The sequence below is a fragment of the Kitasatospora sp. NPDC088779 genome (genome assembly GCF_040685395.1).
Taxonomy (GTDB): domain Bacteria; phylum Actinomycetota; class Actinomycetes; order Streptomycetales; family Streptomycetaceae; genus Kitasatospora.
Genome location: NZ_JBFBHW010000004.1, coordinates 1 through 11,960, shown reverse-complemented (window position 1 = coordinate 11,960; position 11,960 = coordinate 1). Strand labels below are relative to the sequence as shown.

The window sequence follows — 11,960 nt, the reverse complement described above, 5'->3', positions numbered from 1 at the left end:
CGTGCTCCCATCAGAACGTGCCGCCGCCGTGGATCTCGAAGACCGACCCGCTGATGTAGGCGGCGCGGTCGGAGAGCAGGAAGGAGACCAGGTCGGCCACCTCCTCGGGCTTGCCGGCCCGGCCGAGGGCGACGTTCTTCAGCATCCGCTCGACCGCGGCGTCGGACATGTCGCCGACCATGTCGGTGGCGATCAGGCCCGGCGCGACCACGTTGGCGCGCACGCCGCGCGGGCCGCACTCCTTGGCGAGGGACTTGGTGAAGCCGATGATGCCGGCCTTGGACGCGGCGTAGTTGGCCTGGCCGAGGTTGCCGTAGATGCCGGACACCGAGGACAGGTTGACGATCGATCCGCTGCGGCGCTTGCTCATCGCGAAGGCGGCGGCGCGGCACACGTGGTACACGCCGTCCAGGTTGGTGCGCAGGACCTGGTTCCAGTCGTCCTCCGGCATCAGGATGACCGGGCGGTCCCGGGTGATGCCGGCCGAGGTGACGGCGGCGTCCACCGGGCCGACCTCGCGCTCGGTGCGGTTGTACCAGTCGCGGACCTGCTCCGGGTCGGCCACGTCGCACTGGGTGGTCGTGATCCGGGTGCCGAACTCGCCTGCCTGCTTGGCGAGTTGCTCGGCTGCCTCGGCGTTGGAGCGGTAGCAGAAGGCGACGTCGTAGCCGTCCTGGGCCAGGCGCAGCACGATGGCCTTGCCGATGCCCCGGGACCCGCCGCTGACCAGGGCGATCACGCGTGCTCCCCGAAGAGTCTCAGGACGGCGCAGCCCACCGCGCCGTCACGGTCGACGGCGGACACCAGGGCGATCCGGCCCCGGGCCGCCGGGTCGGTCCCGGCCACGCCGAGCACCGCCTGGATCTGGAAGGACGCGGAGGCCGCGCCGGTGTCGCCGAGCAGTTCCATGGACGGGACCCGGCCCAGTGCCTCGGCCGGCAGCAGCGCGGCGAGCGCGTCGTACTCGGCCCGGCCGGCCGCGGTGGGCGCGGCGCACGGGACGGCGGCCCAGACCTCGTCGGCGGTGACGCCGGCGCGGGCCAGGGCGCGCTGCACGCACGCGGTGACGGCGGCCTTCGGGTCGTCGTCGATGTCGACGCGGGTCTCCACCGCGAGCACCGCGGCGAGCGCCGGGCGCTGGGCGGTGCCGGCGTGCTCGACCACGAACAGGCCGCAGCCCTCGCCGAGCAGCGGCGTGGAGTCGCCGGCCGCGACGGCGGTGTGCTCGATCCAGGCGTGCGCGGCGGAGAACTCCTCGGCGGAGCCGACCAGGTACTTGGTCGCCCGGCCCTGGCCCATCAGGCGCCGCGCGTAGTTGAGGGCGAGCAGGCCGCTGACCCGGCCGCCGGCGACGGTGGTGTTGGGGCCCTTGAGGTCGTGCCGGATGGCGGTGGCGCCGGCGGCGTGGTTGAGGCTGCCGAAGGGGATGCGGCCGGCGTCGACGTGGAAGGGCAGCGCGTTGGTGTAGGACTGCTTGAGGAAGTTGGTGACGTTCTCCAGGCTGCCCATCGAGATGCCGAGGACCACACCGGTGCGGTCGTCGGTCTCCACCACCCGGTTGCCGTCGGCGTCCTTGAGCAGGCCGTCGGAGGCGACCAGGGCCAGCGCGGTGAGCCGGTCCATCTTGGCGGTGCCGGTGGGGCCGAGCAGGCCCTTGATGTCGAAGCCGGGCACCAGGCAGACGTCGGGCGACGGCAGCGTGCCGAGCGCGGCGTCCGCCTTGACGGCGGTCTTGGCGCCGGCGCGCACGCCGGACGCGAAGTCCTGGCGGGTCAGGCCGTACGGCGACACGGCCGACCAGCCGGTGATGACGAGTGTCTCCGGCGGCAGGGCCGCCGGGGTGGCTGCGGTGGTCATCGTCAGACTCGCTCTCCGTACGTGCCCAGAATCAGGATGGCGTTGTTGCCGGCGAAGGCGCTGGAGTTGTTCTCCACGATCCGGACCTCCGCGTCGACGGCCTGGTTGGGCACGACGTCCAGCGGGCAGTCGGGGTCGGTCTCCACGTGGTTGATGGTCGGCGGGATGAACTGGTGCTCGATGGCGAGGCTGCAGGCGATCGCGCCGAGCGCGCTGGCCGCGCCCATCGAGTGGCCGAGCATCGACTTCACCGCGACGGTGCGCGGCGGTGCGTCGCCGTACACGTCGACGATGGCGGCCGACTCGGTCTTGTCGTTGGCCTTGGTGCCGGTGCCGTGCGCGGAGATGAAGTCGATCTCGTCCCGCTCGACCCCGGCGTCGTCCAGGGCGAGCCGGATGCCGCGCGCGATGCCGTCGCGGTTCGGCGCGGTCGGGTGGGCGGCGTCGCAGCTGAGGCCGTACCCGAGCACCTCGGCGTAGATGTGCGCGCCGCGGGCGAGGGCGGACTCCAGGCTCTCCAGGACGAGGATGCCCGCGCCCTCGCCGGTCAGGATGCCCTGGCGGTTCCTGTCGAACGGGCGGACCACGTCCGGGGTGAGCGCGCCGAAGCGCTTGAACAGCGCGAAGGCCTTGCGGCAGACGGCGTCGGCGCCGCCGCACAGCGCGATGTCGACCTCGCCGGAGCGGATCGCGTCCAGTCCGTAGCCGATCGAGTAGTTGCCCGCCGCGCAGGCGGTGGTGATGGTGGTCGGCTCCACGTTCGGCATCCGCAGCTCGCGGGCGATGACGGTGGTGAGCCGGCCGGCGTTGATCCGGCGGGACAGCACCGGGTCCATGGCCCCAGGGTCCCCGGCCGCGAGCTCCTGCTCGACCAGCACGCCGATGTCGTGCCCCTCGCCGTCGGTGGTGCCGACGCTGATGACGGCCTGGCGCTCGCCGAGGTCGGCCTCGGTGAGCCCGGCGTCCTCCACGGCCATCCGGGCGGCGGCGACGGCGAACTGCCCGGCGCGGCCCATGTCGTCGAGGGGGACGTTGCGGATCCAGCGCTCCGGCTCGAAGTCGGGGACCTCGCAGGCGATGTTCTGGCCGAACCCCTCGGTGTCGAACCGGGTGATCGGCCGCGCACCGGAGCGGCCGGCCCGCAGCCCCGCGGTGTACTCCTCGACACCCGTGCCGATGCTGGAGATCGCCCCGAGGCCGGTGAGGACGACCCGGCGGCGGTCGGCCGGCGCGCCGGCGCGGGGTGCCGCTGGTGACTGTGCGGTGGACATGGGACTCCTTAAGCAGTGGGATGCCTGCGGGCGGGGGTTCCGGTCCCGGAACCCGCCCCGATCACCAACCGGCGGCCGTCGCGGTCACCTGGTACGTGGCCTCCACGTTCACCATCTTCGGCAGCTCGTTCATGTCGATGACGATGGAGTACTCCATCTCCAGGGCGCTGAGCACGTCGATGAGCTTCAGCGAGTCGGCGCCCAGCTCGTCGACGAACAGCGCGGTGTCGGCGAACTCGGTGTGCACGTCGATGTTCTCGGCGATGATCTCGCGGATCCGGGTGAGACGCTCCGGCGCTACCGTCGTCATGCTCGTTTTCCTCCGTTTTCGCGGGCGCCCTGTGGGGGTGCCCTGGGGTGCCCGGAAACCGGGCCTCTGGGCAGCAAATTAGTCAGGCCCGATGACGGGTCGATGACGTCCAACTGACCGCTCACTGACGGGTCCTGGCGGGGTGTAGCGCGCCTGGTGGGGAGGGGTGTCGGGGACAAAACGGCCGCCCGCCGCACCGTCGGGCGAAGGCCCTGGGGGTGCGGCGGGCGGCGGGGTCGGAGCCGTCCGGCGGCGTTCTTCCGGATTCCGGGCGCGGGCCCGGCCGGTCAGCCCTGCTGCTGGAGGCTGAGCGGGCGCATGTCCGTCCAGCTGCCCTCGATGTGGGCGACGGCGGTGGCCCGGTCGGTGGCCTCCAGGGTCACCGACCAGCCCTCCGGGACGGCGGCGAAGGACGGCCACAGGGAGTGCTGCCCCTCCGCGTTGACGAGGACGAGGAAGGTGCCGTCTTCGCGGTCAAAGGGGTTCGCCATGACTGTTCTCCAGGTCTCGGGATCTCGGGACGTGCCGGGTTGATCGGGCGTCAGGTGGTCGGGGTGGTGGCCGGTGCGGCCGGGGTTCCGGTCGGGTCCGCGGCCAGGGCGGCGAGGGCGTGTTCGACGACCGCGCCGATCGCCGCCGCCGGTGCGGGTTGCAGCAACTGCTGGTGCCCGCTGTCCACGTCGTGCGCGAGGACGGCGGAACCGACGTGCGGCTCCCAGCTCTTGACCTTGAGGGCGCGCTCCTCCGGGGTGGGGCGGGTGTCGCCGCCGGCCGCCACGAAGAGCGTCATCGGGCAGCCGTCGAAGCGGCCCGGGGTGAACCGCTGGAACAGCTCCAGGTTGTTCCGCATGACCCCCAGCAGCCGTTCCAGCGTACCCGGTTCGAGCGCGGCGAGGGGGCCTTCGGTGCGGGCCAGGTGCGCGGCGACGCCTTGCGGGGTGAGCCGTTCCGGCTCCGCCGCGTCGACCCCGGCCTCGGCCAGGAAGTCGGCGAGGAACTCGGCGTCGCTGGGCCGGGCCCCGAGGGCGTCGTCGGGGTAGGCGTCCAGGTTGGCCAGGAACGCCACCCGCTCGCCGGCGGCGTGCAGCCGGACGGCCATCTCGTGCGCCACGACGCCGCCGTAGGACCAGCCGAGCAGGTGGTACGGGCCGTGCGGCTGCACGGCGCGCACCCGGGCCAGGTACTCCTCGGCGACGTCGCCCAGGTCGGTCGGCAGCGGGCCGTCGTCGGACAGGCCGCGGGCCTGGAGGCCGTAGACCGGCTGCTCCGGGTCGAGGTGCTCGGCGAGCGCCGCGAACGGGATCGCGAAGCCGAGGCCGCCGTGCACGCAGAACAGCGGGGGCCGCCCGCCGGTGGGCCGGATCGGCAGGACGGGCCCGAGCAGGTCGACCGCGCCGCCCCCGGTGGTGACGGCCGCGGCCAGCGCCTCCAGGGTGCGGTGCTCGAAGACCGCCCCGAGGCTGATCGGCAGCCCGGCCCGGCCGGCCGCGTTGACCAGCCGGATCGCCTTCAGGCTGTCCCCGCCGAGGGCGAAGAAGGAGTCCTCGGGGCCGACCGGGCCCGTGCCCAGGACCTCCTCGACGGCGGCGCAGAGCAGCCGTTCCGGCTCGGTGCGGGGCGCCCTCGGGGCGCGGGCCGAGGGGGTGGCCGCGGGGGCGGGCAGGGCCTTGACGTCCAGCTTGCCGTTGGCGTTCAGCGGCAGTTCCGGCAGCGCGGTGTAGCTCTCCGGCACCATGTGGCCGGGCAGCGAGCGGGCCAGGTGGCCCCGCAACTCGGCCGGTCCGGGGGCCGGCCGGCCGTCGGCGGGCACCAGGTAGGCGACCAGGCGGCGCTGGCCGGCGGCGTCGGCGGGGGCCAGGACGGCGGCCCGGGCGACGTCCGGGTGCTCGGCCAGCAGCCGTTCGATCTCGCCGAGTTCGACCCGGTAGCCGCGGATCTTGACCTGCTGGTCGGCGCGGGCGACGTACTCGATCCGGCCGTGCCGGTCCCAGCGGACCAGGTCGCCGGTGCGGTACATGCGCTCCCCGGGCGCGCCGAACGGGCAGGCGGTGAAGCGGGCGGCGGTCAGCGCGGGCCGGCCGAGGTAGCCGCGGGCCAGGCCCTCGCCGGCCAGGTACAGCTCGCCGACCACGCCGCGCGGCACCGGCCGCAGCGCCTCGTCCAGGACGTACGCGCGGGTGTCGCCGATCGGCAGGCCGATCGGGACGGTGCCCTCGGCGCGGCCGAGGTCCTGGCCGGTGGCGAAGGTGGTGGTCTCGGTGGGGCCGTACACGTTGAACACCGTGGTGTCCGGCAGGGCCGCCCGCAGCCGGTCCAGGTGGTCGCGGGAGTGCGCCTCGCCGCCGGTGAGCAGCGCCCGCAGCGGGGCCAGGGCGCGCGGCCGGGTGTCGGCGATGGTGTTGGACAACTGGGTGGTGAGGAAGGCGACGCTCACCCGGGCGCGGGCCAGGAAGGACTCCAGGGCCCGCGGGTCGGCCGGGCCCGGCGGGTGGACCGCCACCCGGGCGCCGTGGGCGAGCGCGCCCCAGATCTCGAAGGTGGAGGCGTCGAAGGCGACCGGCGCGAAGTAGAGGAAGGTGTCCGCGGCGGTCGGCGCCAGCTCGGGCAGGCCCAGGACCAGGCGGACGGCGGCGCGGTGCGGGACCGCGACGCCCTTGGGCTTGCCGGTGGAGCCGGAGGTGTAGATGACGTACAGCAGGTCGTCGGGGTCGATCGGGGCGGCGGGCACCGGGGCGGTGACGGGCCGGCCGGCCAGGTCGGCCAGGGTTTCGGGGGCGTCCAGGAGCAGCTCGACGACCCCGGCGGGGAGCTCCCGTCCGGCCGGTGACCGTTCGGTGACGAGCAGCCGGGCGCCGCTGTCGGCCAGCATGTCGCGGACCCGCTCGTCGGGGTAGGACGGGTCGATCGGCAGGTAGGCCGCGCCGGTGCGGGCGATTGCCAGCAGGGTGCTCACCACGGCGGGGCCGCGCTCCAGGCGCAGCGCCACCAGGTCGCCCCGGCGGGCGCCGCGCGCGGTCAGCAGGTGGGCCAGGCGGTTGGCCTCGGCGTCCAGTTCGGCGTAGCTGGTGTGCCGCAGCCGCTCGGGGTGGCCGGGCTCGCTGTGGACCAGCGCGACCGCGTCCGGGGTGGCCGCGATCCGGCGGTCCACCAGGGCGGTGAGGGTGCTGCGCGGGGTGCCGGCCCGGTGGGTGCCGAGGGCGAGCAGTTCGGCCTCCTCCTCGGGCCCGAGCAGGTCCAGCCGGGACAGCGGCCGGGCGGGCTCGGCGAGGGCGGCGGCGAGCAGCCGCAGGTAGGCGTCGGTGATCCGGCGGGCGGTGGCGGGCTCGAACAGGTCGGTGCGGTACTCGACGGCGAGCGCGAGCGCGCCGCCGGCCTGCTCGGTGAGCTGGAAGAACAGGTCCCACTTGGCGGTCCGGACGGGCACCGGCTGCTCGGCCACGGCGAGTTCCGGGTCCTGCTCGGGCGCCGGGGCCGGCCCGGCCTGCTGGAAGCCGAGCATCACCTGGAACAGCGGGTGCCGGGCCATCGAGCGCTCGGGGTTGAGCACCTCGACCAGCTTCTCGAAGGGCACGTCCTGGTGCTGGTGGGCGGCCAGGTCGTAGGCCCGGACCCGTTCGGCGAGTTCGCGCAGGCCCGGGTCGCCGGAGGTGTCGGTGCGCAGCACCAGGGTGTTGACGAACATGCCGACCAGCTCGTCGAGCCGCTCGTCGGTGCGGCCCGCGATCGGGCTGCCGAGCGGGATGTCGGTGCCCGCGCCGAGCCGGGTGAGCAGGGCGGCGAGCCCGGCCCGCAGCAGCATGAAGACGCTGACGCCCCAGGCGGCGGCGAGCCGGTGCAGCTCGGCGGTGAGCGGCTGCGGCACGGTGGTGCGCACGACGTCGCCGCGGTGCTCGGCCCGGGTGCCGCGCGGGTGGTCGAAGGGCAGCGCCAGTTCCTCCGGCAGGCCCTTCAGGGTGGCGGTCCAGTAGCCGAGTTGGCGGGCGAGTTCGCTCCGCGGGTCGTCCTCCGCGCCGAGCAGTCCGCGCTGCCACAGGGCGTAGTCGGCGTACTGGACGGGCAGCGGCGGCAGTTGGGCCGGGCGGCCGGCCACCCGGGCCCGGTAGTACGCGGTGAGGTCGCGGGTGAGCGGGGCGAGCGACCAGCCGTCGCCGGCGATGTGGTGCAGGACGATCGTCAGCACGTGCTCGTCCGGGCCGAGCCGGAACAGGCGGGCGCGGAGCGGGAGGTGGCGCTCCAGGTCGAAGCCGCGCGCGGCCTCGGCGGCGAGGGCGGCGGGCAGGCCCGCCTCGGTGGTCTCGCTCACCGGGAGCGGGACGGCGGCCTCGGCCGGGGTGAGCACCCGCTGCTCGGCCGGTCCGCTGCCGGTGGTCCCGGAGGTGGCCCCGGGGGCGGCCCCGGACCCGGTGCTCTCGGGGGCGCGCTGCGGGAAGACAGTGCGCAGCGCCTCGTGCCGGGTGACCACGTCGTGCAGGGCGCCCGCCAGGGCGGCGGTGTCGAGGCGCCCGGAGAGGCGGATCGCCAGCGGGATGGCGTACAGCCCGCCGGGTGCGCCCAGGTGCTCGACGAACCAGAGCCGCTGCTGCGCGTACGACAGCGGCAGCACGGCCGGGCGCGGCCCGGCGGCGAGCGGGGCGCGGCCGGGTGCGGCGGCGGCCAGCCGTTCGGCGAGGCGGGCGGGGGAGGGGGCCTCGAAGAGGTCCCGCACCTGGAGTTCGGCGCCGAGTTCGGCGCGGACCCGGTTGACGATCCGGGTGGCGAGCAGCGAGTGGCCGCCGAGGGTGAAGAAGTCGTCGTCGACACCGACCCGGTCGAGTCCGAGCACCTCGGCGAAGACGCCGCAGAGCTGCTCCTCCTCGGCGGTGCGCGGGCCGCGGGCCGAGGTGGTGTACGCGGGGGCGGGCAGGGCGCGGCGGTCGAGCTTGCCGTTGGCGGTCAGCGGCAGCGCGGCGAGCGGGACCACGGCCGCCGGGACCATGTACTCGGGCAGCCGCTCGGCGGCGAACTCCCGCAGCCCGTCCGGGTTCGCGCCGTCGCGGGGCACCACGTAGGCGACCAGGCGCTGGTCGCCGGGCCGGTCCTCGCGGGCGATCACGGCGGCCTCGGCGACCGCGGGGTGTTGGCCGAGGACGGTCGCGATCTCGCCCAATTCGACCCGGAAGCCGCGCAGTTGGACCTGCTCGTCGGCGCGGCCCAGGTACTCCAGGGTGCCGTCGGCCCGCCAGCGGCCGAGGTCGCCGGTGCGGTACATCCGGGTGCCGCCGGGCTCGAACGGGCAGGCGACGAAGCGGGCCGCGGTGAGGTCGGGGCGGCGCAGGTAGCCGCGGGCCAGGCCGGGGCCGGTGATGTACAGCTCGCCGGGCACGCCGGCCGGGACGGGCCGCAGGGCGCCGTCGAGCAGGTAGACCCGCAGGTCCGGGATGCCGCGCCCGATCACGCTGCCGCCGCCGGCGGCGGCCGTCGGGGCGTCCAGCTCCTGGTAGGAGACGTGCACCGTGGTCTCGGTGATGCCGTACATGTTGACCAGGCGCGGCGCGTCGTCGGCGTGCCGGGTGTACCAGTCGGCGAGCCTGCCGATGTCCAGCGCCTCGCCGCCGAACACCACGGTCCGCAGGGCGAGCGGGCGCGGACGGTCGGCGTCGGCGCGCATCAGCTGGTAGAAGGCGGACGGGGTCTGGTTGAGGACGGTCACCCGCTCCTCGGCGAGCAGGTCCAGGAAGGCGTCGGGGGAGCGCGACACGTCGTACGGCACCACGACCAGCCGGCCGCCGCGCAGCAGCGCGCCCCACAGCTCCCAGACGGTGAAGTCGAAGGCGATGGAGTGGAACAGCGTCCACACGTCGCCGGGGCCGAAGTCGAACCAGCCGTCGGTGGCCTCCAGCAGCCGCGCCACGTTCTGGTGCGGCACCACGACGCCCTTGGGGCGGCCGGTGGAGCCGGAGGTGTAGATGACGTAGGCGGGGTGCTCGGGGGAGGCCGCGGTGTCCGGGGCGGTGGCCGGGTGGGCGGCCAGCGCGGCGGCCGTCTTCGGGGTGTCCAGGTCCAGGCGCGGCAGGTCCGGGGCCTCGGGCGGTTCGGGCAGCACGCCGCCGGCGGTCAGCAGCAGTGCCGGACGGGCGTCGCGCAGGGTGTAGCCGATCCGGTCGGCCGGGTGGCCGGGCTCCAGCGGCAGGTAGGCCGCGCCCGCCTTGAGGACGGCCAGGACGGCGACGATCAGCTGGGCGCCGCGCGGCAGCGCGACGGCCACCAGGCTCTCCGGGCCGGCGCCGCGGGCGGCGAGCAGGTGGGCGAGCCGGTTGGCCCGCTCGTCCAGCTCGCGGTAGCTGAGGGCTGCCTCGCCGGGAGCGGTGACCGCGACGGCGTCCGGGGTGCGGGCGGCCTGCTCGGCGAACAGCTCCGCGATGGTGGCGCGCCGCGCGGGCTCCCGGGGGGCGGCCGAGGCGCCGCTCCACTCGCCGAGGATGCGGGCCAGTTCGGCGGGCTCGGGCGCGCCGAGCCGGGCGAGCGGGGCCTGCGGGTCGTCGGCGACCTGCTCCAGGACGCGGACCAGCCGGTCCAGGACGCGCTGCGCGGACGGCCGCGGGTCCTCGGTGAGGCCCTCGGGGTTCCCGGCGAAGGCCGAGGGCCGGTAGGCGAGGTGCAGGTCCAGCCGCTCGCCGGGGAAGACGGTGAGGCTCAGCGGGTAGTGGGTGGCCGAGAGCACCTGCGCGGAACTGACGGTGCCGCCCGACTCGCGGAACAGCGCGGCCTCGTCCAGCGGGTAGCTCTGGAAGGCGAGGACGGTGTCGAACAGCTCGCCCTGGACGCCGGAGGCGGCCTGCGCCTCGGCGAGCGGCAGGTGTTCGTGCGGCATCATCGCGAGCTGCTGGCGGGCCAGCGCCTCGAACAGCTCACTCGCCCGCTGGTCCGGGCGCAGGTCGGCGCGGACCGGCAGGGTGTTGGCGAACAGGCCGATCATCGACTCGACGTCCGGGACCTCGGCCGGGCGGCCGGAGGTGACCGACCCGAACACCACGTCCTCGCGGCCGGTGAGCCGGCCGAGCAGCAGTGCCCAGCAGCCCTGCACCACGGTGTTGAGGGTCAGGCCCCGGCCGCGGGCCCAGCCGGCGAGCGCCGCGGTGCGCTCCGGCGACAGGAACCCCCGGACGAGCGACGGCAGTTCGCGGGAATCGCCGGCACCGGCGCCGGGCAGCGCCCGGACCGGCCCGTCCAGGCCGTCCAGCAGCTGCGCCCAGGCCGCCCGCGCGGCGGCCCGGTCACGGCCGTTCAGCCAGGTCAGGAACGAGCGGTACGGCGCGGGCGCGGGCAGCGCCGCCGCGCCCGCCGCGCCCGCCTCGTCGCCGAGCAGCACCAGCTCGCGGACGGCCAGCGGGAACGACCAGCCGTCCATGACGATGTGGTGCACCGACCAGACGAACCGGTGGTGCCCCGCGCCGAGCCGGATCAGGGTGAACCGCATCAGTGGCGGCCGCGCCAGGTCGAACCGGCGCAGCCGGTCCTCGCGCGTCAGCCGCTGCGCCGCCGCCTCCCGGTCGGCCTCGGGCAGGTGGGTGAGGTCGTGCAGCTGCCACTCCGGCTCGACCTCGGTCTCCTTGAGGACGACCTGGACGGGCTCGCCGGTCTTGCGGTTGCGGAAGCAGGCCCGCAGGTTGGGGTGCCGGCGCAGCAGCGCGGCCGAGGCCGCGCGCAGCCGGGCGGCGAGCTGCTCGCCGTCACCCGCGCCCGGCCCGTCGATCTCCGCGACGAACTGGAGGGTGTACAGGTCGGGCGAGGCCTGGTCGTACGAGGACAGGAACAGCAGTCCCTGCTGGAGGGGGGAGAGCGGAAGTACTTCGCTGATCTTCGACCCGGTTCTGGGGGCGGTCGTCACGAAAGTTCCTCATTCAACTCGAATTCCAGATCGGCCAGTTCCTCGTCGGACAGGGCGATCAGACTGCCTTCGGGTTCCGTCGGGGCGGGTTCGGCGGGGCTCTGCTCCTGCTCCTCGGCGACCTGGGCCAGGGCGGCGGCGGTCTTGTGGGTGAAGATGTCGCGGGTGGTGAGGGTGAGTCCGGCCCTGCGGGCGCGGCTGACGACCTGGATGGAGCGGATGCTGTCGCCGCCGAGGGCGAAGAAGTCCTCGTCGATGCCGACCCGGCCGGTGCCGAGGACCTCGGCGAGGATCTCGGTCAGCACCTGCTCGCGCTCGGTGCGCGGCGCGCGGGCCTCCTCCTGGTCCCCCAGGTCGGGCCTGGGCAGGGCCTTGCGGTCGAGCTTGCCGTTGGCCGTGAGCGGCATGGCGGGCAGCACCAGCCAGGACGCCGGGATCATGTACCCGGGTAGCAGCTCGGCCAGTTGACGGCGGATCCGGTCTGGGTCGACGCCGGGGCCGGTGAGGTAGCCGATGAGGCGGGGGTTGCCGGAGGCGTCGGGGAGGACGGCGACGGCGGCGTCGGCGACGGTGTCGAGGGAGCGGATGACGGCTTCGATCTCGCCGGTTTCGACGCGGCGGCCGCGGATCTTGACCTGGTGGTCGCGGCGTTCGA

General features: G+C 75.0%; 7 protein-coding genes. All 7 read right to left on the bottom strand.

The window, feature by feature from the left end; genetic code table 11:
- Window positions 1-10 precede the first annotated feature (10 nt).
- Window positions 11-739, bottom strand: coding sequence for a 3-oxoacyl-ACP reductase FabG (gene fabG, locus AB0P03_RS04335; protein WP_363587386.1), 729 nt, complete (start codon window positions 737-739; stop codon window positions 11-13).
- Window positions 736-1,857 carry a beta-ketoacyl synthase N-terminal-like domain-containing protein gene (locus AB0P03_RS04330; protein WP_363587384.1) on the bottom strand — a complete coding sequence of 374 codons (1,122 nt, stop codon included), beginning with the start codon at window positions 1,855-1,857 and terminating at the stop codon, window positions 736-738. The genes fabG and AB0P03_RS04330 overlap by 4 nt, the downstream gene beginning before the upstream one ends.
- A gap of 2 nt (window positions 1,858-1,859) precedes the next feature.
- Window positions 1,860-3,128, bottom strand: coding sequence for a beta-ketoacyl-[acyl-carrier-protein] synthase family protein (locus AB0P03_RS04325; RefSeq protein ID WP_363587382.1), 1,269 nt, complete (start codon window positions 3,126-3,128; stop codon window positions 1,860-1,862).
- Between the two features lie 61 nt (window positions 3,129-3,189).
- On the bottom strand, window positions 3,190-3,438 hold the full coding sequence (locus AB0P03_RS04320) for an acyl carrier protein (RefSeq protein ID WP_063348726.1): 249 nt from the start codon (window positions 3,436-3,438) through the stop codon (window positions 3,190-3,192).
- Window positions 3,439-3,725: 287 nt separating this feature from the next.
- On the bottom strand, window positions 3,726-3,929 hold the full coding sequence (locus AB0P03_RS04315) for an MbtH family protein (protein WP_350882087.1): 204 nt from the start codon (window positions 3,927-3,929) through the stop codon (window positions 3,726-3,728).
- A 50-nt stretch (window positions 3,930-3,979) separates the two neighbouring features.
- Window positions 3,980-11,305, bottom strand: coding sequence for an amino acid adenylation domain-containing protein (locus AB0P03_RS04310; RefSeq protein WP_363627796.1), 7,326 nt, complete (start codon window positions 11,303-11,305; stop codon window positions 3,980-3,982).
- The coding region (locus AB0P03_RS04305) for a phosphopantetheine-binding protein (protein ID WP_363587378.1) at window positions 11,302-11,960 on the bottom strand (659 nt) is incomplete at its 5' end. The genes AB0P03_RS04305 and AB0P03_RS04310, both read right to left, overlap by 4 nt.